Here is a 21,633-nt window from a genome sequence, read left to right on the forward strand (position 1 = left end):
CAAGCCCGTGGAAAGCGAAGTGAATCCCACCTTCTATTTAGAAGCAAATAATTACTATAAATTTTTATCGGTATTTAGTTTTTCAGTGGCTTCGAGTCTTAAGAGGCTCTTTTTTTATTTACACTACAACACTGTAGAAAAATAGGTGTATAGTGTAGTTAGTAAGATAGGGAAAGAAGGCTTCAAATGCTAAATAAAATAAACCAATTTCTTCAAAGAATGATGCCAATATTAACACCAGCTAGTTTAGTTATTGGGGTATTTCTTGAGGATTTGGGAGGACAATTGCTGTTTTTAGTACCTTGGCTTTTTGCATTTATGACATTTGCCGGCAGTTTAAGTATGAACTTTCAAGGATTACGAAGTTTTACAAAGTATCCTTGGGTAATCTTAATAACCATCGCATTTTTACATATAGTAATGCCAGTTTGGGCGTATTTTGTTTCAACTGTTCTATTTCATGATCATTTATTAACAATAGGATTTGTTCTATCCGTAGCAGTACCAACAGGAGTAACGAGCTTTATTTGGGTAAGTATTTGCAAAGGCCATTTGCCACTCTGTTTATCCATTATTTTAATCGATACAATGCTTTCGCCAATAGTTATTCCATTATTATCCAAGGTTGTTGTTGGGAAAACTATTGAAATCGACACAATGTCAATAATGCTAGACTTATTATGGATGATCGTTTTACCGTCTTTTGCTGCGGTTATACTAAATGAATGGACAAAAGGGAATATTAATCAAACAATAGGAAAACCATTAGCGCCATTTCAGAAATTGAGCTTATTTTTAATTGTAATGATTAACAGCAGTGCAATTGCGCCATTTTTGAAAAATATAACTTGGGATATCGCTTGGATTATTATGGTTGTTTTAATATTAGCTGCATCAGGATATGCAATGTGTTTTGTGATTGGTCACTATCTATTTAAGGACCCTAGCATTGTCACAACAATCGTTTTTACTGGTGGTATGCGTAATATTGCGGTAGGTGTCGTGATTGCAAGTACGTATTTTCCTGCGAAGGTTGTAATGCCAGTTGTGTTCGGTATGTTATTTCAACAAATTCTTGCTTCACAATTTGGAAGATTGATAGAAAAATATAAAATGAGAGTATCTCCAATTAATGATTGAAGCATTATTTGGAAATAACATTTAAATGAATCTTTAATGACTCTAATACGTCAGTAACTAAAAGGGAGGTACTCATGATACTTAAAATATATAGAATTATCCACATTTTATGGACCGGAGTTTTTGCCTTATTTGTTTCGATCCCAATATTGGAACATGGAAGCTTAGAGATAGAATATTATGTTGATATTTTTTTCATAGCACTTTGGTTAATCGGCGTTATTTTCTTATTTATTAAAAGGTTAGGGAAATATGGATATATATTAACGATAATGCCGTTGCTATATGCGGTCATTTTGTATTTGATATAGGGAACGGAACTTGTGAAGACAAAAATCCCATGGGAAATCAGGGAAAAGCGTATTCATAGCCACTATGAAGACAGAAATAGCAAGGAAAGATAATAAAAGTTGTCTTCATAACTAATGAAGACGGAAATCATTTGGAAATGAAACGTTTTCATAGCCCTTTGAAGACAAAAATCACATGGGAAACCAAGAAAAAGTGTTTTCACATCCACCATGAAGACTAAAATGGTAAGGAAGATTAATGAAAAGCGTACTGCGGGTAGTTTTTCGCTTTTCTTATGATTGACATAACACCATTTGGTTCTATATAATATCGAGGTACTTGAAGGAACTAGTTAAGGAGCAACTATAATGACAATTGAACAATCAAACTTACCAGATATTATTCAAAAAGTAACAATCCAAGCACCGATTCAGAAAGTTTGGGAGTATGTATCAAGTGCTGAAGCGATTGCCCAATGGTTTATGCCTAGTGATTTTAAATTAGAAGAGGGATATGAGTTTACAATTCAATCTCCTTTTGGGCCTTCACCATGTAAAGTAAATGAAATTGATGAGCCAAACAAAATATCGTTCCAATGGGATAAAGATGGCTGGTTTGTTTCATTTTTATTAGAAGAAAATGATGGTGAAACAGAATTTACACTAATTCATGGTGGCTGGAATGAAGTTGGGGCGATTGTGCCGAAAGCTGGACGTCCAAATACTGAAATACGTAAAACGATGGATTTAGGTTGGAGTGGCATTATTCAAAAACTAAAACATTTGGTAGAAGGGTAATGACCGAAAAATTGCCAAAGTATGACGTATTTCAAGCGATAGCAGATCCGACACGTAGAGATGTTCTTTATTTATTGTCGCTACAAAAACAATCGATTGCTGAGATATCGTCGCATTTTGACATCAGTAGAACCGCTGTTGTGAAGCATCTAAATGTGTTAACTGAAGCAGGTCTTGTGCGCGGAGAAAAGAATGGTCGAGAAAAAATCTACTATTTACAACCTGAACCATTACAAGAGTTACAAGATTGGTTAACTTACTTTGAACAATTTTGGCACAACAAAGTAAACAAATTGAAATATATTGTAGAAAGAGATTAGGAAAATTAATAAGCAATCCCATTGCCATTTTAGGTATTGGGATTGCTTTTCTATTTGCTCTTTACTTCTCTACATTTTGCAACATTTTCTCTTAGAAAAAGGTGATTTTTCTGTCAAGTCCCAATAAGTTTAAATTTTCTGAAAATTATTTCAACGAGGCTTTTTATCATCCGCCTAGTAAGGACAGTAATCCCAAGGGTTAACGATGGATTACTTAAATAAAAAAACAAGAAATTTGCCACAAAATTTATAATAAAAATTCACTAAATTGTCACATTTACATATTGCAAAACGGTTTTTCCTTTAAATTGGATGCGAAGTCTAGATAAAATTAAAGGGGAAGGAGTGATGAGAAGTATGTTACAAATTGAGAACTTAACAAAAATTTATCGAGGTGGAAAAGTTGCCGTCGAACAATTAAATCTTGAGATACAACAAGGAGAATTTATTGCTTTTATCGGCACAAGTGGTAGTGGAAAAACGACTGCGCTTCGAATGATTAATCGAATGGTGGAGCCTTCTAGCGGAAAAATGTTGCTAAATGGTAAAGACATTACGAAAATGAATGCCGTTACGTTACGAAGGAGTATCGGTTACGTGATTCAACAAATCGGTTTAATGCCACATATGACGATTCGTGATAATATTACGCTCGTTCCACATTTATTAAAATGGTCGAAAGAGAAGAAAGATGAGACGGCTCGCCGTTTAATTGAACTTGTCAATTTACCACCATCCTATTTAGATTTTTACCCGTCGCAACTTTCAGGTGGTCAACAACAACGCATTGGTGTTTTAAGAGCTCTTGCCGCAAACCAAGACATTATCTTAATGGATGAACCTTTTGGCGCTCTTGACCCAATTACCCGTGATACCCTGCAAGACCTTATCAAAGACATTCAACTACGATTAAATAAAACGATTATTTTCGTTACCCACGATATGGATGAGGCAATAAAATTAGCAGATCGGATTGCCATTATGCATGAAGGGAAACTTATTCAGTTTGACACACCTGATAACATCCTAGCAAATCCAGCCAATGATTTTGTTAAAGAATTCATCGGATCACACAGGCTTATACAACAAAAGCCAAATGTGAAAACAGTTGATGAAGTCATGATTAAACCAATCTCTATTACAATTGAAAAAAGTATCGATGAAGCCATTCGATTAATGGTGGAAAAGCGCGTAGACACGTTATTTGTAACGGATGGCGACAATCGACTACAAGGATATTTAGATGTAGAAGGCTTTACTGGAGCACGTAGAACATCAAAAAGTATATCGGAAGTTTATGAGACAGATGTATTCTACGTGAAAACAGGTTCCAAATTGCAAGATTCTGTCCGCAGAATTTTAAAGCGCAACTTAAAAAATATCCCAGTAGTCGATGAGGAGCACCGATTGGTCGGATTAGTTACACGAGCAAATATTGTTGATATTGTCTATGATACGATTTGGGGAGATGAAGAGCCAACAGCAGCAACTAGAGAAGTAGCAGCTGGTAGTGCTGTTATAGAGGAGTTGAGTCTCCAATGATTACTTTTTTCACTGAAAATAGTTCGGAAATTTTACTGAAAACCTGGGAGCATTTCTATATTTCGATGATTGCCCTTTTACTAGGTGTCCTTTTCGCAGTTCCTCTGGGTATATTACTATCTAAAACAAAATTACTTTCAAAAATTGTATTAAGTATTACAAGCGTACTGCAAACAGTTCCATCTCTTGCACTCCTCGCTATAATGATTCCGTTCTTTGGTGTAGGAAAGGTACCAGCTGTCGTTGCATTATGTATCTACTCGCTATTACCAATCTTAAACAATACATTTATTGGAATGCATTCCGTGAATGAAAATACAAAGGGTGCCGGGATTGCGATGGGTATGACAAACCTACAATCTATTATTCTTGTAGAACTACCCCTTGCAATACCTGTCATTATGTCAGGAATTCGATTATCGGCAGTGTATGTAATTTCATGGGCAACGTTAGCTTCATATATTGGAGCTGGGGGATTAGGTGATTTTATTTTTAATGGTCTCAACTTATATCAAACAGAGCTGATTTTAGGTGGAGCGATTATTGTGACATTACTTGCACTGTTAGCGGACTTCATTTTAGGTAAGCTTGAAAAAATCGTAACTCCTAAGGGGCTACGTTTAGAAGGGGGACGTGCATCGTGAAAAAGAGATTCCTTCTTCTAATCGTCCTTATCCTTACATTGTTAGTTAGCGCATGTAATTTAACAACTAGTAAGGACAACGATGAACTAAAGATTGCCTCTGTTGTAACAACGGAAGGGCAAATTTTAGCTTATATGATGAAATATATGATTGAGCATTATACGGATGAAAAGGTAGAAATCATTAATAACCTTGGTTCAAGTACTGTTGTCCATCAAGCAATGATAAATGGGGATGCAAATTTATCCGCCGTTCGTTATACAGGAACAGACTTAACGGGAGCACTACAAGCAGAACCAATGAAAGATCCAGAAGAAGCATTAACATTTGTTCAACAAGCCTTTGCAGATCGTTTTCAACAAACGTTTTATGATTCATACGGATTTGAAAACACATATGCCTTTATGGTGACGAGGGAAACTGCAAATAAGTATAACTTGAAAACGGTTAGTGATTTAGCTGCTGTTGCAAGTGAACTTGAAGCAGGGGTTGATACGTCTTGGATGAATCGTGAAGGGGATGGCTATAAAGCATTTGTTGAAACATATGGTTTTGATTTTGCACGTACGTACCCGATGCAAATAGGTTTAGTATATGAAGCAGTTAATTCTGGGGAACTGGATGTTGTTTTAGGTTATACGACAGATGGACGAATAGCCTCCTACGATTTAGTCGTTCTGGAAGACGATTTAAATTTCTTCCCGCCATATGATGCAAGTCCTTTTGCGGATTCCGAGCTGCTTGAGGAAAAACCTGAAGTACATGAAGCAATTAATCGTCTAGTTGGCAAGATTTCAACAGAGACAATGCAAAAGTTAAATTTCTTAGCGGATAATAATTTGATTGAACCAGCAGTCGTTGCAGAACAATTTTTAGTTGAACACAATTACTTTTCTGGAGGTGAAAAGTAATGAAGGATATGACTCAAATGTCGACAACTGAACAATTTTTTTTCTATATGCAAGAAAATAGTTTATATGTGTTTAGTCAGTTTTTTGATCACTTTTTAATTTCAATTTACGGTGTGTTATTGGCAGCGCTTGTTGGTATTCCGCTTGGGATTTTAGTTTCCAAATATGGAAAATTATCAACTGTTGTGATGACCATTGCAAACATTATACAAACAATACCTGCTCTTGCTTTGATGGCAATTATCATGCTCGTACTTGGGCTTGGGAAAACGACAGTCATCGCAACAGTATTCTTGTATTCATTGCTACCAGTAATCAAAAACACGTATGTAGGAATTACAAACATCAATAAAAGTGTGACAGATGCTGGGCGTGGAATGGGGATGACCAAAGCTCAAGTATTATATATGGTGGAACTTCCGCTTTCTCTTTCGGTTATCATAACGGGTATTCGAATTGCACTAGTAGTTGCCATAGGGATTACGGCAATAGGCGCCTTTATTGGTGCAGGTGGTCTTGGTGATATCATTATTCGTGGTACAAATGCAACTGACGGAACTGCCATCATTTTAGCAGGTGCGCTTCCAACAGCTCTAATGGCGATTTTAGCTGACATTATATTAGGAATCATCGAAAGAAGATTAGACCCAGTGAAACGGAACCAGAAAAAATCTATACAAACGGTTTAGTAACAAAAAAAGTGTTCGTCAATGATTTTTGACGAGCACTTTTTTTCTTAATTGTTTAAATCCCATAATCCGGGGCTATGTTCATTTGGCATTTCAGGTAGTTCAGGAACCGGATGTGGTGTTGGTGGGTCAACTAATTGTAATTCGCCACTGTTTCGACTTGGGGATTCACCATTAAAGATTTCACCAACACGAGTAGGGTCTAATCGGAAATTGAAGAATGCGTTATGGAAGCCCATCTCTACATATTTGCGGCATTCCGGATATTTATTTATATCATAGTTAGGAACAGGGAATAGTTTCGCCCAATCTACTCCTAATGTCTCTAAAGCTTTAGCAAATGCATTTTGATGGGCATTGTCACGGACAATTAAAAACGCTAACGTTTCTCTAAATGTTTTATTAGAACTCATTTCATAAATTCTCGATTTTTGAAGAACACCAGTAGATTCAAGAACGAGATTATCGAGTAAATCAGCTACTAGATTTCCGTGACTATACACATAATTCCCGTTCCAAGGGTTTCCTGCAGCATCGACAGGTAACGAACTTTGCGCCCCCATAATGAAATGATGAGGGTTGGCATGTTTAATCGCCTCATCAAGTGGTGCTTGGTCAACTCCTGCGTTTCCAACACCATACTCACCGGCACCATTTAATAATTGGTTAATCGTTGTTTGAACAAGCTCTACATGACTAATTTCTTCTAGAAAAATACCCCGAATAAGATCGCGATATTGTTTTGCCTTGCCTCTAAAATTTGCACTTTGGAAGGAGAATTGCATCATTGTGCGCATTTCACCAAAACGTCCACCTAAAGTTTCCTGTAATACTTTTGCTGCTGCTGGATCGGGTTTGTCTGGAACAATCATATTAATCAAATCTTCTTTATAAAAATACATTGTAATTCCTCCCTTCAAAAAAAGTATTGCTCTAAAAATGTAATTTATTCTAAAAAGTAAAATGTCCCATTGTTACAACGCTTAAAAATACTAAGTTTGGCTAAAACTTTATAGTAATAATAATGTTAGGGTTGGTATTTAATGAAGTATTTTGATGTGATTGTTATAGGAACAGGATTGGCTGGTCTTACCGCTGCTCTTGAACTAGTTGAAAATGGGAAGTCTGTCATTATTTTTGAAAAGGAAAAAGTAATTGGTGGAAGGACGTCATCCTGGGATGAAGACGGGATGATTGTAGAATCAGGTTTTCATCGGCATATTGGATATTATAAAGAGTTGCCAAGAGTATTAAGGAAAGTTGGTGTAGATCCAGACAAAATTGTTCAATGGGAAGAAAATGTTGATGTGCGAATAAAAGGGAAGAAAGATACTGCCACTTTTGGTATGTCGCCTATATTCGGTCCTATTGATATGTTAAAAGGGGTGCTAGGGAATAACGACATTCTTTCATGGAAGGATAAATTATCTTTGGCCAGATTTTTTGTCAATGGTTTTATTGAATATTTGAAAAACCCAGATTCACTTGATCGGGCAAGCGTAAGAGATTACGCGAAAAAACATCATGTTAGTGAACATGCTTTACATTATGCAGTAATCCCACTTAGTGCAGGAATCTTTTTCTTACCTCCTGAAAGATATTCATGTAAGGTATTTTTCGGTCTATTTTTACCTGCAATTCAGCGCTTTTATCGCATGCGAATAGGTGGCTATCTCGGCGGTATGACTGAATTATTTGCAGAGCCAATTGCAAACTATATTAAAAAGCTTGGGGGAGAGATTAGAACGGAATCTCCTGTTAAAAGATTATTAGTTGAAGATAGAAAGGTAAAAGGAGTTATTTTGGAAGATGGAAGTACAGTAAATGCAAATTATATAGTGCTTGCTGCAGATATAGGTAGTGCAAAGACGATTTTAAAAGAACCGTTTTTACATGATGCAGCTTTTCATAGATTATTTCAATTGAAGACAATGCCTGCTGTTACGGTGCAAATGGAGTTTACAAAGCCAGTTTTGCCATATGATCGTACAACCTTTGGACCATTAACTTCTTTAGCTAGCTTTGCAGAGCAATCTCGTTCTACTTTTACCCATGTACCTGGGAGACTTTCAATCATTTTAACTCCACCTGAAAAGTATTTAACTATGGATCATGAGGAAATTGTGAGGCAAGTTCAAAAAGAAGGAAAAGAGCTTGGGTTAGATTTAGAATCAAGCTTAACAAATTATCGAGTTGTTAGTCGCCCTGAAGATTTTTATAGTTTAGAGCCAAATAATGATCGATATAGACCGGAACAGAAAACTGCGATAGAAGGGTTAGTTTTAGCAGGTGATTATACACGCCAGCCTTACTTTGCAACAATGGAAGGAGCTGTAGTTTCCGGAATAAAAGCAGCAAAAATCATTTTACAAAGTTAACTAATGAGGATGAGGTGCAATGATAGTGCCGAAAATAATTAGTAATGGCGTTGAACTTTATTATGAAGTGAAGGGAGAGGGAGTACCGATTATCTTTATTCATCCTCCCCTTTTATCAAGCACCAACTTCACGTATCAACTTGAACATTTATCGAAGAAATATCAAATTATTGTATTTGACATACGAGGTCATGGTAGAAGTGGATATTCCAAGCATCCAGTTACGTATCCCCTAATCGTTAAGGATGTTTTATTGCTTTTAGAAACATTAAAAATAAAAAGGGCATTTTTTTGTGGGTATTCAACTGGCGGTTCTGTTTTATTGGAATTGCTACTTCTACATCCAGAACGCGCATTTGGTGGAATCATCATTAGTGGTATGTCTGAGGTGAATGATTGGAAGTTGAAACTTAAAATAGCTACTGCGATTAGATTATCAAAGAAGAAGACGATAGGTATTTTAGCTAAATCAATTGTAAAAGGAAATTCTGATACACGAAATATATCAAAAAAGTTAAAAAAAGCTTCGGTGCAAGGTCATCCAGTTAACATTCAACAGTACTTGCGCTATAGTATGTTGTTCAACTGTACGGAGTTGCTTACAAAAATTGAAGCTCCTGTTCTGCTTGTTTATGGTTCTAAGGACAAGACGTTCCTACCGTACGCTCAAATTTTACACAGCAAGCTCCCGAACAACGAATTAGTCATTTTAAATCAAGAACAACACCACATCCCAACAAAAGCGCCTCACAAATTACATGAGGCGATTCATCAGTTTATTCAAGCTTATAAAATGGAAAACCCTTTTATGATATAACGACTAAGAAGGATTTATTCAATGATAAACTTTATAGGAATAACAAAAGATAATCATCTTGAGAAAAATGTTTCCATTAATAATGCAGTGTTATCAAATTATAAATGGTTTTGGGTTGATTTTAGTGAACCGACAAAAGAAGAAATTAAGTACCTTTCTGACACTTTTCACTTTCATCCATTAGCGGTTGAAGATTGTGTACAGGAGTTTCAAAGACCGAAGCTAGATTATTATAAAAATTATACGTATTATGTAACGCATATCGTTCGGGAAGAAAACAAGACAATCATTAAAGATGAACTTGACTTTTTTGTAGGTGAAAGCTGTATTGTAACCTTTCACAAAGTTCCGTCCATTGAGGTGTCGAAAGTTTGGAATCACATTTTGTCTATGGAATCTTTAGTGGATTGTGATACTTATTATGTCTTTTATGAAATTTTAGATAAAATAGTCGATAACTATTTTCCAATTATTTATCGTATTGAAGATGATTTAGAAAAAATGATTGAGATTTCAAATAGTAAATCTATGAATCGTCTAATGAATGAGTTGTTTGAAACAAGGAATATGTTATTAAATTTATTGCATACGATTAATCCAATGCGTGATTTATTATATCGAATGTTAAATTCTCATCATTTAAATTTAAATCGTGTTGGTGAGAGAAGGGAATATTTCTCAGATATTTATGATCATCTGTTGAAATTATCGGAAATGGTCATGTCCAATCGTGAGGTCACTTCAGATATTCGCGACAGTTATTTGTCTTTAAACTCACATCAAACAAATAATGTCATGAAACTATTAACCATTATTACATCGATATTTGCACCATTGACATTTATCGCGGGTATTTACGGAATGAATTTTGAAAATATACCTGAGCTTCAATGGAAGTATGGTTATTTTTTATCTCTATCAGTAATGGTCATTATTGGTGTTGCAATGCTACTTTATTTCAAACGACGGGGCTGGTTTAAGTAGTTATTTCATCTTTAAGCTAATTAAGATTAGTACGACCCCACTAAATAAACAAACCATTTTCAAAAAGGAAATTTTCTCGCTTAATCCAGCAATGCCAATACCAGTTGTAATGATTAAAATTGTTGGTCCGACAAGTGCGAGCATAGAGTTGATGGCTAGCGCTTTTTCTACCGATTGAAATTTATACATGAGGCCAGCTGCAGTAATTTCAATGCTTCCAGAGATGATTCTTAAGATGACCATATATAAAAGTGCACTTTCTAACATAACATCCTCCTCTAGTAGTATGTATGTTGAAAGTGTATGTTTGTCCATTTATAATATGACCAAATAAAAAAGGAGGCATAATTTTTGCCTCCTTTAATCATTACATTTTAGCAACAATACCGTGAATCGTTTCTTTTAACTCTGCATCGTAATCTGCAAGTTCTACAAGATTTGCTAAACGTTCTTTTAAAATATGACGTTCAATAACTAACTTTTCATCAAGTACGCTTACTAATAATTCGATAATTAAACGGTCACGAATTGATAATGCTTCATCTACACGTTCTGGAGAGATTTTAGCATTAGTTTTTAATGCATTGCTAGCCATTATATTTTACCCCCTAGTATGTTTACTATAAATAATTCTATCATATTCTTTATCTTTTAGAAATAAAGGTTAGGATATGTTTTTAATATAATTATAAATTCTAAAAGATTCTATAAAAAAGTATATGAAAATAGAGGATATGAAAGAAGTATTTAGAATATATATTTAATAGAAGGGAGAGTGTTTTGAGTGAGAGGTACAATTAACAATAAAAGACGAGAAATTTCAGAAGAAGAAGTATACCATTTTATTAAACACGCAAAGGTAGCGCACGTAGCAACAGTTGGTGAAGACGGTTATCCATATGTCATTCCCTTTGTTTTTGTATATGAAGAAGGAACAAAACTATATGTACATATAGGTAATTTACGAGAAAGCCATTTTTGGTCGAATGTTAAAAACAATCCTCGAGTTAGTATTGAAATAAGTGAAATGGGCGATATCGTACCAGGGAAAAAATATGCATGTCAATCTGCGCTTGGCTATACGAGTGCTGTAATTTTTGGAACGATTAAACATATTGAAGAAGATGCGAAAAAAGAGTGGTTCTACGATTGTTTATGGAAAAAATATGGGGATCCAAATTGGACTTTCGAAAAAGGTGGGTACCCTGCACTTCCAAAAACAGAACTTTTCGAAGTGGAAATTGAAAAAATTACAGGGAAATTTAGTGATGCGATGGGACATTAAGCTTGTTTAATCTAAACACCTTGTAGAAAATTTTCTACAAGGTGCAGATTGTTTATTCTACTTCAGTAGTAGTTTTGATTTCTTTATATCTTTTTGTACGGTATGGATTTTTTCGTTCAGGATACATAATTTTATCTACAAAATTTAGGCTTTCATCAACATTTTCCACACTTTTAATATTTTTATCACCATGCTTTCCTTTGATCAATAGTTTAAGATGTGCTTGATTTTTACCGGTTACCGCATTTATTTTTTCAGCAAACTTTACTGATTGTTCAAAAGGCACGACTTGATCATTAGTACCGTGGATAATAAAAATAGGTGGAAAATTTTCAGAAACGTATTCGATTGGACTTGCTAAGCGAGCTTTGTCAGGATTTTCTTGTACGTTAAACCCTAATAATGCATTCGCATAGTTTACTCCTTCATTCCGTAAGTGCGTAACGTCTGATATGCCATAAAATGAAACCACACCTTGTACATCTGAAGAATACTTTTCATAACCTAACGTAAGGTCTTCCATATCCTTCATACCATTTGTAGCGGCTAACATACTTGCAATATGACCACCAGCAGAGTTTCCCCATACTACAATATTATTTGTATTTAATCGGTATTTCCTTGCGTTAGCTCTTATAAATCTTATGGCTGCTTTTGCATCGTGAAGTTGGGCTGGCCATGTTTCTTCAGTAGCTAAACGATAGCCTACATTGATTACTGCATAGCCTTGCTGAGTTGCTAGCATAACAGCAGAGTGGTTTGCTGATTTTCGACTCCCTGAAATCCAACCGCCTCCATGGAAATTAACAATAACTTTATATGGAGCGTTTCCAACTGATGGATAGATAATATCGAGTTGTTGACGTGGATTTTTTGTATTCGCATAAGGAAGGTTCAAATAAGTTTTGAACTGGTTCAACTTAATAAACTGGGGATCACCAGAATCTGTTTCCACCTCAACAAAACTCTTTTCTTCTTTCTCTTTTAAGATTGTTGTAAATTGATTGAGCAAATCAGAATTGGCATTGCCTGAAATTGTAATATTTGTAGTTGTAGGTGATGTATTAACCTCGTTTGATTCTTGTGCTTGAGAAGGGATTACAGTAAATATGGACAAAAACAAACTAGTTACAAGTAATATCTTTCGCAATCTACTAACACCTCTTAACTTTTGAATTAGTACACTCATAACGAAAGTATTTTGCTCCTAATTCATATTTTCAATGCAAAAATATAGGCATTAAATAATTATAATTATGTAAGCACTATTTTCCACATCTTCTCTCTGTTATAAAGAGTATAGGAGGGGAAAATATGAAGTGGGGAAACTTTCCGCAAAATGTAAAAGTCCGGCTAATTACATCATTTTTTAATCGTTTAACTTCATCCGCAATCATGCCTTTTATGGCGTTATTTTTTGCACAAAATTTAAGTAAAGTATGGGCGGGGATTTTTTTAGTCATAACGGTCATTATCAGCTTTATTTTTAATTTGATTGGCGGCTATGTTTCGGATCGATTTAACCGAAAAAAAATCTTGCTTGTTACGTCATCTTTAAGTGCGCTTATGTTTTTATTGATGACCATCAGCTTAATACCTGAAAACAAACTTATTGGCTTATTTGCTATTGCATATATTACCTTTACGATAACGAGTAGTATGGAATATCCTACGATGGACGCACTTATTATCGATTCAACTACTCCAGAAAACCGCAAATATATTTACGCTGCGGATTACTGGCTTGTCAATCTTTCAATGGCGATTGGAACAGCAGCGGGTGGCCTTCTATACGTAAACCATCAAATTCTATTGTTTGTTATTTTAACAGTAACGTTAGTATGTATTTCTATAGCCTTTATGCTTTGGTTGAATGAAACAGAAAGAGTATTGTTAGAACAAAAGCATCAAAACGTACTCATTGATGTTTTAAATAATTATAAAATTGCCCTTCAAGATGGCCCTTTTGTAAAGGTTGTTGTAGGATCAATGCTGATTATTGGAGCTGAATTAACATTAAACAATTACATCGGAGTTCGGTTAGTGGAGTCTTTTGATTCGATTTTTTTAGGGAATTTTGAAATTAGTGGCGTCAGAATGTTAAGTATTCTAAACGTAGAAAATATGGTAATTGTAGTATTACTTACTTTTATCGTTACAAGAATAACAGATCGTTTTAACACGAAGAAGATACTCATTTTTGGATTAATTATTTACGGTATTGGCTATATGGCGATTACTTCGGGTAATGTCTGGTATGTATTAATTTTCTTTACCTTTGTAGCCACTATGGGTGAACTAATTTATTCTCCTATTGTCAATGCAGAACAGGCGAATATGATGCCAAAAGATCAAAGAGGATCCTATGCTGCATTTGCCAATTTAGGTTATACAGGAGGAGATTTAATCGCACGTTTTAGTATTATTATGGGGGTATTTTTAATGCCTTCTCAAATGTCAATTTATATGGGAGTTATTATTTTAGCTGGTAGTATATTATTATATACTGGGTTATTTAAGAGAAAGCTAGTCAATATCCAATCAGATGTTCAAAGTGTTGAAATATAAGTGATAAAGGTGAAACATCTCACTATTTTACCTTAATACCATTATTAATTATTTGACTTTTCTCTTAGAAGATACTTACTTGAATATGTGATAACTTAAAGTATAAAATAATTTATAGAGCTGCGTTGTACGTAACGATATTAAGTTTTAACCTTTAAGCTGTAAAAGGGAGTTTTATATAGAAGGTGGAATGGCGGGCATCACACTTGTGAATGATGATATACAGGAAATCTTTTGCGAACACCCACTTTGAGGAGTGGTGGTTTAAAACTTTCTATAATAAATACGGCAAGGCGGCTTGTAATACTTATTTATAAAGCTAGTAAACACTCTTACAAACTCATGTAAGGGTGTTTTTTTTAGGCAATTGTTGTGATACTCGTAAAAAACATTTTCCGGAAACAATTCCCAGTTAAAATTCGTTAATGTTATTGAGTAGTCATGATTAGGGAGGATGACATGGAAGAGCTTGATATATTATATATTATTAAAATGATAATTATTGGACTAGTTCAAGGCTTTACCGAACCGATTCCAGTATCATCAAGTGGACACGTGATGATTGCAAGTGAAATATTAGGCCTAGGCGAACAAGGATTTACCTTTGCGATATTAACAAATACGGCATCTCTATTTGCAATTCTTTTTATTTATCGCAATGACATAGGAAGGCTTCTGTCAAATTCAATAGCTTACCTAAGAACGAAAAATAAACGTTATCGAAGTGATTTTCGCTTTGTTATCTTTATTATTGTTGGTACCATTCCAGCTGGTGCCTTAGGTGTGTTATTAAATGATATTATTGCTGAAAATGTTAGTATGACCACGATTGCCATGATGCTATTTGTTACAGGTATAGCCCTTTGGATTATTCGCAATATGAAAGGTTATAAAGATGAGCGCGATCTAACAGTAAAGGATGCTTTACTAGTTGGCTTAGGGCAGGCAGTAGCTTTGACTCCGGGAATTAGTCGTTCGGGTGCAACCATAATATCTGCAATTGCTGTTGGCATGAAACAAGAGACAGCACTAAGGTTTTCTTTTATGCTTTATATCCCCGTGAGTGTTGGAGGGGTAATTTTAGGCTTTACGGATTTCCTGAATGAACCAAATAAATCAGAGTTAGCAATTCCATATTTAGCTGCCTTTATTGCAACGCTTTTCATGACTTATTTTGCAATGAGATGGTTTATGGGCATCATGAAAAATGGGAAATTAGTTTACTTTACTTATTATTGCTTCATCGTCGGTACATTGCTTCTTATATTTTTCTAAAAGAACATGTGAAAGAGCGTTAAATAAATTAACGCTCTTATTGCAATTATCTCGTTATAGGAATTTTAAACGTATCTCCCGGATAAATTAAATCCGGATTTTGTATATTATTTTCATGAACAATAGAATTGACAGATGTCCCGTATCTCTTTGCAATTTTCCAAAGTGTATCTCCGGATTTCACTACATAATTGACATTTGTGCTGCTGCTCTGAATATCAGAATTGATAATCAATGTATCACCAGGGTAGATTAAATTTTGATTTTTAATACTATTCTCTTCAACAATCGAGGCTACTGTAACTCCATAGTTTCTTGCAATACTAGAGAGGGTATCTCCAGGTTTTACTGTATAGGTTGATGTTGTTGGGGTTGATACCGGAGTTCTAGTAGGCTCTTCCACTAAAGATGAATCTTTTAAAAATATTCCATCATTGAAAGTATTCAAATCCACATTGCCGCTTATACCATCAACAGTTCCTGTGTCGGAATATTGCCATCCTGCCCATGTGTCCCAAATTACTTCATTTGACGGTACGTTTCCGTCATATTGTGCAAGCCATAATGAATACTTCGTTAAAGACTCATCAAATACATTTGTTGCGTTGTGGGCGTTACTATAGACTAGAACGTCCTTACCTGTAAGTCTTTCAACTTCTTCTGCAAAAGCTAACGCAATCACATTGACTTCCTCAGCATTTAAACCTTCTAAATCTTCAAAGTCCATCACAGGCTTTGCATCATACTCTTTATCTTGTATTAAAGTTGCGAAGAAATTTGCTTCATTTCTTGCTTCCTCAACTGTTCGAGCAATGACGTAATGGTAAAATCCAACTTTAAGACCTGCTGATTTTGCCCCTTTATAGTTCTTCTCGAAATACGGGTCAACCCAACTAGAACTTTCACTGGATTTTATATATACAACTTGAACACCTGCATTTGCAACCTTTTCAAAGTCGATATCCCCTTGATGCCTACTAACATCTATCCCAAAATACTCCTTTGTACTTTCAGGCTCAACTGCATAGCCACTGTGAGTAGATAGTAAAAAACTTGTGCAAAACAAAACTATTATTAGAAGTCTACGAATCATCTTCATCTCTATTTCACCTCCTATCTCACTACAAACTATGCAAAGAGAATAGAAGTGTTTGAGCAGATGTAATGGATAAATTGTAATAGCCTTTATATAAAGAGGGGGAATAGCAAATTGATTGTTTTTTAGTGCACATGACGTGGAAGAATAGTGGTAAAGTAATAATAGAACTTACAAATATAGAGGGGTAATTTAAATTGACACTTAAAATCATTACACCAGAAGAGTTATTTGGAAAAATGAGGGAGGGTGAAAAGTTAGTACTTTTAGACGTGAGAGCTGAGGAAAAATACAACGATTATCATATAGAAGGTAAACATATCGAAACGCTCAACATAAATAAAAATGATATTTTTGAATTAGAAACAAGTAATGAAAAAATTATTGATTCTTTGCCAACAAATGAACAAGTAATTGTAACGTGTACAACAGGAAATTCTGCAACAAAATGTGCGAACATACTGGCAGAGAAGGAATATGATGTTGTAGTTTTAGAAGGCGGTATTACTGCCTGGAAGGAATACTTAAAAATAAAAGGATTGTAACACAAATGAAAACGCAAGAATGTTATAAAAAACACCCTTGCGTTTTTTGAAGCCACTGAAAAACTAAATACCGATAAAAATTTATAGTAATTATTTGCTTCTAAATAGAAGGTGGGATTCACTTCGCTTTCCACGGGCTTGGCTTCAGCCTCCTCGTCGCAAGCTCCTGCGGGGTCTTCAGCTCAAGCTGTTCCCGTAGGAGTCTTCGTGAATCCCACTTCCTAAAAGATCTGAGCGTATTTTTATTATAAAAATTTATTAAAATCGACTTTTTCAGTGCCCTTGCGTTTTTTAAGTATCTTAATATAAATGTTCCTATCTTTCTGTTACAAGACTTCGACCGCCATCATCTTCCCACCGATCAATATCAAATCGATCATCTTCCAATATTAGTGTGAGGCATGGAAGGAAACAAGTTTTTGATATTGTCATCATCCTTTTTGGTTTAATCATTTTATTACATGTCCTATCTAAGCTAAATCATCTTCAGTAATGCTTCTTCACCAATCATGCCTTTTACAATACCTAACTTTTCTGCTTCATACGTAACTGACTCTAGTGGAGCTTTTAGTAACTGGTCAATTGTTTTAACCCCAACGGCACGACCTGCAATGATTTTTCGATCTGCTAATTTACTGTTTAAAAGGCCGACATCTAAAGCACCGCACATAATATACCCGTTCTCATTTGAAACAGTTAACAATGTTGTCTTTGGCAAACGCACAGTAACGGCAGTAAACATGTGTCCGTTTAATTCAATTGGCTCTATTGAAACCATTTTTTTCGCTCCTTTCCTCTATATAAAATATGGAGTTAGGCGAAAAGTGTTCCCGTATACTCTTTTAAAACAATTTGCAAAATAGTAATGTTAGAGTGGAAAGGGGTTAGTTATATGTATAATTTGCTTTCAAATATAAGCAATTTTTTTAGTGAACCAATTTCTACTTTCTTAAATTCTTATGAGCATTCGCCGTTGATTATAGCCATCCTATTAGGACTGATCGGCGCATTTGCACCATGTCAATTAACTGGCAATATAAGTGCCATTACCTTTTATGGATATCGAACGATTCAAAGAGAAAGTATATGGAAAGAGTTGGCTTTCTTTATTTTAGGGAAAGTCCTCGTATTTAGTTTGATTGGTTGGTTAGCGTGGATATTTGGACAAGTCTTTGAGCGTGAAATGACAATCTATTTTCCAATATTCCGTAAAATTATTGGACCACTGTTAATCATTACAGGATTATTATTATTAGGAATATTGAAATTAAGGTTCATTGATCGTTTAACAACGAAAATACCACTAGTCATGAAAGAAGGAAAACTCGGCTCCTTTCTTTTAGGTGCAAGTTTTTCAATCGCTTTTTGCCCTACGATGTTCGTATTATTTTTTGTCTGGCTCATGCCAACAGTAGTCAATACATCATACGGCTTTGTTTTACCAGCATTTTTTGGTTTGGCAACTTCGATTCCGCTACTTATCATTTTTGCTCTTATTGAAGCGTTCGATGCGAAACGGATTATTTTAAAACGAAGCAAAGGGATTGGATTATATGTTCACAGATTTGCAGGGGTAATATTAGTAATTATAGGCTTTTTCGATACAATCACTTACTGGGGGTTGTAATGGAGGATTCTAGTGGTTTGGTCTTCTTCATAAAGCGGATGAAGGCCAAAATTGCAATAGAAATTGGAATTTATGTATAGAGCGAAAACTAAACATACCTCTTTTACATCTGTCAAAACAAACATAAAAAAACTTGCCATATAGTAATATATTATGAAAATTATATTCACGATTTTATATAAAAAAACTACATTTCTAAACGAAATTTATGGAATTTTCTTATCAATAGATACATAATAATATTAAAGTCCTAATGAGGTAAAAGGTTATTAGGAAAAAAGAAATCTAATAGAAGAAGAGGTATCTATGAAAAGTTTACAAACAAAAATGCTTGTGATTTTTTCATCAATTTTTATTATTTCCACGCTCTTTATGAGTTATTTAATCTATGAATCTTCTACAAGACTTGTTGTGGATTCCATTAGTTCACAAGCAAAGCTAATTGCTGAGAAGGCTGTAACTAAAATTGATACAAACCAATATGAGCAAATAACTCCTGAAACAGGCGAAACAGACTACTACTATGAACTTCGGGAAATACTAAATGATATTAAAGAAACAAATGGTCTAAATTACCTTTATACAATGAACAGAAGAAGTAATGACAGTGGAACATACGAATACTTTTATGTGGTTGACGGATTTCCTTTAGACTCAGCTGATGCATCAACTATTGGCGATGTTGAAGAAAATGAATATGAGGCATTAATCAATACGTTTGAAACTGGTGAAACTCAAGTAGGAGAACTCACATATGATAAAGAATATGGTGCCAACGTTTCAGCCTATGTTCCCATTAAAAATTCTAATGGCGATATGATTGGGCTAATTGGCGCAGATTACAATGGCGACCGTATTTACGAACTTATGAGCGATAAAAAACGAGAAGTAATAGTCTATACAATTATTGCACTTCTTGTTATTGTCTGTGTGATTTACTTCGTTGCACGTATGATCAATCGCCCATTAAAACAATTAACAATGGAAATGCGTAAAGTTAAAATGGGGGACTTTACCGTTCGCTTAGAAACTTCTCGAAAAGATGAAATTGGCGAGCTTACGAATTCCTTCAACGACATGGTTAATAATGTAAAAAATATGATTCGAACGATTGATGATAGTTCGAAAAAATTAACTCTTTCTTCAGAGGAAATGTCTAGCACAGCGGAACACAATTCGAATATGACCGAGAACTTAACAGAAGCGATACATAATATTATGTATGGAGCTAAACGCCAAGTAGATATAATTGGGAATGCAGCTGATACGATTAAAGTCATGTCGAATGAGATTATACAAATATCAAAAAATATAGCGGAAGTATCCTCTTCGTCTGAAATTGCAAATGAAACTTCTATTAATGGTAAGACTCAGCTTGAACAGGCAATACAACAAATGGAAAAAATAAAGAATACTCAATATCATTCTTCAGAAGTTATTAAAGATCTTGGTGAAAAATCCAACGAAATTAATGAAATTGTGGTAATGATTACAGATATTGCAAGTCAAACAAATCTACTAGCTTTGAATGCAGCCATCGAAGCGGCACGTGCAGGAGAATACGGAAAAGGGTTTGCTGTTGTATCTGATGAAGTACGAAAGCTTGCAGAACAATCTGGTGATGCGGCTAGCCGTATTGCTGGGTTAATTAAAGAAATACAAATGAAAACTAAAGATGCAATGGAAACGATGATAAACAGTAACCATGAAGTTGATAAGGGAACAACCGTAATGGTTAATACAGGTGATGTTTTCAACAAAATAAATAATGCAATTCATGTTGTAACAGATCAAATTGAACAAGTAAATACAACGATTGCACAACTTTCTCAAGGTAGTACAAAAATAGTAGAAATTATTAATGAAGTCTTTGAAATTGCCCGACAATCCTCTGATAAAACAACTGATTTTGCAGAACTTACAGAAGGTCAGTTAGCATTAACTGAAGAAGTATATGCATCTATTGAACAATTACGAGAAATGTCGGAACAGTTAGAAGAAATGGTAGGCCAATTTACGTTCGAAAAAAATTAAAAGTATAGAAACGTTTTATTGTTCGATACTAAAAAAGATTTCACTATAGGAATCAATCATGATGAATAAGGGGTGTTATCGATGGGTAAAAAGGGTCTACTTGATCCAAATTCTGATAAGACTCACCGAAACTGGGAAAAGCCGAAATTTCAAAAATCTCAAATGAATGGTGAAACGAAAGTAACACCGCATAACCAACGTTTGAGGGAAGGCGATTTTGACGCTAGACAGCTTTAGCGCATCATGGAGATTTTTAGTGAATCTTATGCCCGGAATGAATTTTCCGGGTTTTTTTTGTATAAATTAGGTGAGTTGATCAATACTAAATATGATTTCACATTAGGGAATCAAACATGATGAACAGGGGTGTTATCGAATGGGTAGGAAGGGTCTATTTGGCTCGAATTCTCTGAAGAATCACCGAAACTGGGGAAAGCCTAAGATTCAAAAATCTCGAATGAATGGTCAGATGGAGGTTTCTCTTCAAAACCAAATTTTGAGAAGTGAAGCGAAAGCTAGACAGTTTTAAAGCATCATGAAGATTTCAGTGAGTCATTGCCCGGATTTTTCCGGGTTTTTATTTTGCAGAAAATGAATAAATAAGCAAAAGAAAATAGCTTTGGTATTGAAGGGTAGAAAGAGTTCGTACTATCAATATTTTCATTACAACAATCCCGAAATGATTATTAG

Annotated in this window: 25 protein-coding genes and 1 other RNA gene; 19 read left to right on the forward strand and 7 right to left on the reverse strand. The window is 34.8% G+C overall.

Annotated features, from left to right (window positions below; all coding sequences use genetic code 11):
* The first annotated feature begins 186 nt into the window (after positions 1 to 186).
* The 7 genes from CRO00_RS13710 to CRO00_RS13745 all read left to right on the forward strand — a co-directional run bounded on the left by CRO00_RS13710 (position 187) and on the right by CRO00_RS13745 (position 6,334).
* Positions 187 to 1,140, forward strand: a complete 954-nt coding sequence (locus tag CRO00_RS13710; RefSeq protein ID WP_097074236.1) for a bile acid:sodium symporter family protein — start codon at positions 187 to 189, stop codon at positions 1,138 to 1,140.
* A gap of 665 nt (positions 1,141 to 1,805) precedes the next feature.
* A complete protein-coding gene (locus CRO00_RS13720) occupies positions 1,806 to 2,228 on the forward strand; it encodes an SRPBCC family protein (RefSeq protein ID WP_097074367.1) in 423 nt (140 codons plus the stop codon).
* Positions 2,228 to 2,548 carry an ArsR/SmtB family transcription factor gene (locus CRO00_RS13725; RefSeq protein ID WP_097074238.1) on the forward strand — a complete coding sequence of 107 codons (321 nt, stop codon included), beginning with the start codon at positions 2,228 to 2,230 and terminating at the stop codon, positions 2,546 to 2,548. Before CRO00_RS13720 ends, CRO00_RS13725 begins: the two co-directional genes overlap by 1 nt.
* A gap of 357 nt (positions 2,549 to 2,905) precedes the next feature.
* On the forward strand, positions 2,906 to 4,090 hold the full coding sequence (locus CRO00_RS13730; protein ID WP_097074239.1) for a betaine/proline/choline family ABC transporter ATP-binding protein: 1,185 nt from the start codon (positions 2,906 to 2,908) through the stop codon (positions 4,088 to 4,090).
* Positions 4,087 to 4,734 carry an ABC transporter permease gene (locus tag CRO00_RS13735; protein WP_097074240.1) on the forward strand — a complete coding sequence of 216 codons (648 nt, stop codon included), beginning with the start codon at positions 4,087 to 4,089 and terminating at the stop codon, positions 4,732 to 4,734. The genes CRO00_RS13730 and CRO00_RS13735 overlap by 4 nt, the downstream gene beginning before the upstream one ends.
* Positions 4,731 to 5,645 carry an osmoprotectant ABC transporter substrate-binding protein gene (locus tag CRO00_RS13740; protein ID WP_097074241.1) on the forward strand — a complete coding sequence of 305 codons (915 nt, stop codon included), beginning with the start codon at positions 4,731 to 4,733 and terminating at the stop codon, positions 5,643 to 5,645. Before CRO00_RS13735 ends, CRO00_RS13740 begins: the two co-directional genes overlap by 4 nt.
* Positions 5,645 to 6,334: an ABC transporter permease gene (locus CRO00_RS13745; RefSeq protein ID WP_097074242.1), complete on the forward strand. Its 690-nt coding sequence runs from the start codon at positions 5,645 to 5,647 to the stop codon at positions 6,332 to 6,334. The genes CRO00_RS13740 and CRO00_RS13745 overlap by 1 nt, the downstream gene beginning before the upstream one ends.
* 47 nt (positions 6,335 to 6,381) lie before the next feature.
* On the opposite strand, the gene CRO00_RS13750 is transcribed toward CRO00_RS13745, so the two are convergent.
* A complete protein-coding gene (locus CRO00_RS13750; RefSeq protein ID WP_097074243.1) occupies positions 6,382 to 7,236 on the reverse strand; it encodes a manganese catalase family protein in 855 nt (284 codons plus the stop codon).
* A 141-nt stretch (positions 7,237 to 7,377) separates the two neighbouring features.
* Here CRO00_RS13750 and CRO00_RS13755 point away from each other — a divergent pair, with 141 nt between their 5' ends.
* The 3 genes from CRO00_RS13755 to corA are packed head-to-tail and all read left to right on the forward strand — an operon-like array spanning position 7,378 to position 10,513.
* A complete protein-coding gene (locus tag CRO00_RS13755) occupies positions 7,378 to 8,712 on the forward strand; it encodes a hydroxysqualene dehydroxylase (protein ID WP_097074244.1) in 1,335 nt (444 codons plus the stop codon).
* A 25-nt stretch (positions 8,713 to 8,737) separates the two neighbouring features.
* The gene (locus CRO00_RS13760) at positions 8,738 to 9,529 is read left to right on the forward strand and encodes an alpha/beta fold hydrolase (RefSeq protein WP_202615683.1); all 792 of its coding nucleotides are present in this window, start codon (positions 8,738 to 8,740) and stop codon (positions 9,527 to 9,529) included.
* Between the two features lie 21 nt (positions 9,530 to 9,550).
* On the forward strand, positions 9,551 to 10,513 hold the full coding sequence (gene corA, locus CRO00_RS13765; protein WP_097074246.1) for a magnesium/cobalt transporter CorA: 963 nt from the start codon (positions 9,551 to 9,553) through the stop codon (positions 10,511 to 10,513).
* Here corA and CRO00_RS13770 read toward each other — a convergent pair whose 3' ends face one another.
* Together CRO00_RS13770 and CRO00_RS13775 are read right to left on the reverse strand one after the other, a co-directional pair.
* A complete protein-coding gene (locus CRO00_RS13770) occupies positions 10,514 to 10,780 on the reverse strand; it encodes a YqhV family protein (RefSeq protein ID WP_237658424.1) in 267 nt (88 codons plus the stop codon).
* Positions 10,781 to 10,880: 100 nt separating this feature from the next.
* A complete protein-coding gene (locus tag CRO00_RS13775; RefSeq protein WP_097074247.1) occupies positions 10,881 to 11,108 on the reverse strand; it encodes a phosphate-starvation-inducible protein PsiE in 228 nt (75 codons plus the stop codon).
* Between the two features lie 189 nt (positions 11,109 to 11,297).
* On the opposite strand from CRO00_RS13775, the gene CRO00_RS13780 reads away from it, so the two are divergent.
* Positions 11,298 to 11,798 carry a pyridoxamine 5'-phosphate oxidase family protein gene (locus CRO00_RS13780; RefSeq protein WP_097074248.1) on the forward strand — a complete coding sequence of 167 codons (501 nt, stop codon included), beginning with the start codon at positions 11,298 to 11,300 and terminating at the stop codon, positions 11,796 to 11,798.
* Between the two features lie 52 nt (positions 11,799 to 11,850).
* Here the strand turns inward: CRO00_RS13780 and CRO00_RS13785 are convergent, their stop codons facing one another.
* A complete protein-coding gene (locus CRO00_RS13785; protein ID WP_161946697.1) occupies positions 11,851 to 12,948 on the reverse strand; it encodes an alpha/beta hydrolase in 1,098 nt (365 codons plus the stop codon).
* Between the two features lie 164 nt (positions 12,949 to 13,112).
* Here CRO00_RS13785 and CRO00_RS13790 point away from each other — a divergent pair, with 164 nt between their 5' ends.
* From CRO00_RS13790 to CRO00_RS13800, 3 genes are all read left to right on the forward strand, one after another.
* A complete protein-coding gene (locus CRO00_RS13790) occupies positions 13,113 to 14,366 on the forward strand; it encodes an MDR family MFS transporter (RefSeq protein WP_097074250.1) in 1,254 nt (417 codons plus the stop codon).
* A 114-nt stretch (positions 14,367 to 14,480) separates the two neighbouring features.
* A non-coding RNA gene (gene ssrS / locus CRO00_RS13795) (6S RNA) lies at positions 14,481 to 14,670 on the forward strand.
* A gap of 155 nt (positions 14,671 to 14,825) precedes the next feature.
* Complete coding sequence (locus tag CRO00_RS13800) at positions 14,826 to 15,641, forward strand: undecaprenyl-diphosphate phosphatase (RefSeq protein WP_097074251.1); 816 nt, start codon at positions 14,826 to 14,828, stop codon at positions 15,639 to 15,641.
* 46 nt (positions 15,642 to 15,687) lie between these two features.
* Here CRO00_RS13800 and CRO00_RS13805 read toward each other — a convergent pair whose 3' ends face one another.
* Positions 15,688 to 16,740, reverse strand: a complete 1,053-nt coding sequence (locus CRO00_RS13805; protein WP_097074252.1) for a GH25 family lysozyme — start codon at positions 16,738 to 16,740, stop codon at positions 15,688 to 15,690.
* A 194-nt stretch (positions 16,741 to 16,934) separates the two neighbouring features.
* Here CRO00_RS13805 and CRO00_RS13810 point away from each other — a divergent pair, with 194 nt between their 5' ends.
* Positions 16,935 to 17,282: a rhodanese-like domain-containing protein gene (locus CRO00_RS13810; RefSeq protein ID WP_097074253.1), complete on the forward strand. Its 348-nt coding sequence runs from the start codon at positions 16,935 to 16,937 to the stop codon at positions 17,280 to 17,282.
* Positions 17,283 to 17,597: 315 nt separating this feature from the next.
* On the opposite strand, the gene CRO00_RS20330 is transcribed toward CRO00_RS13810, so the two are convergent.
* Together CRO00_RS20330 and CRO00_RS13815 are read right to left on the reverse strand one after the other, a co-directional pair.
* Entirely contained in the window at positions 17,598 to 17,735 is a 138-nt protein-coding gene (locus tag CRO00_RS20330; protein WP_202615681.1) for a hypothetical protein, read from the reverse strand.
* A 22-nt stretch (positions 17,736 to 17,757) separates the two neighbouring features.
* Complete coding sequence (locus CRO00_RS13815; protein ID WP_097074254.1) at positions 17,758 to 18,060, reverse strand: YunC family protein; 303 nt, start codon at positions 18,058 to 18,060, stop codon at positions 17,758 to 17,760.
* A gap of 114 nt (positions 18,061 to 18,174) precedes the next feature.
* Between CRO00_RS13815 and CRO00_RS13820 the strand changes: the two genes are divergently transcribed.
* The 4 genes from CRO00_RS13820 to CRO00_RS13835 all read left to right on the forward strand — a co-directional run bounded on the left by CRO00_RS13820 (position 18,175) and on the right by CRO00_RS13835 (position 21,472).
* Complete coding sequence (locus CRO00_RS13820) at positions 18,175 to 18,909, forward strand: urease accessory protein UreH domain-containing protein (protein ID WP_097074255.1); 735 nt, start codon at positions 18,175 to 18,177, stop codon at positions 18,907 to 18,909.
* A gap of 306 nt (positions 18,910 to 19,215) precedes the next feature.
* Positions 19,216 to 20,943, forward strand: coding sequence for a methyl-accepting chemotaxis protein (locus tag CRO00_RS13825; protein WP_097074256.1), 1,728 nt, complete (start codon positions 19,216 to 19,218; stop codon positions 20,941 to 20,943).
* 81 nt (positions 20,944 to 21,024) lie between these two features.
* Complete coding sequence (locus tag CRO00_RS13830; RefSeq protein ID WP_097074257.1) at positions 21,025 to 21,180, forward strand: YpzG family protein; 156 nt, start codon at positions 21,025 to 21,027, stop codon at positions 21,178 to 21,180.
* Positions 21,181 to 21,319: 139 nt separating this feature from the next.
* Positions 21,320 to 21,472 carry a YpzG family protein gene (locus tag CRO00_RS13835; protein WP_097074258.1) on the forward strand — a complete coding sequence of 51 codons (153 nt, stop codon included), beginning with the start codon at positions 21,320 to 21,322 and terminating at the stop codon, positions 21,470 to 21,472.
* The last annotated feature ends 161 nt before the right edge of the window (positions 21,473 to 21,633 follow it).

The organism is Ureibacillus xyleni (assembly GCF_900217795.1).
GTDB lineage: Bacteria > Bacillota > Bacilli > Bacillales_A > Planococcaceae > Ureibacillus > Ureibacillus xyleni.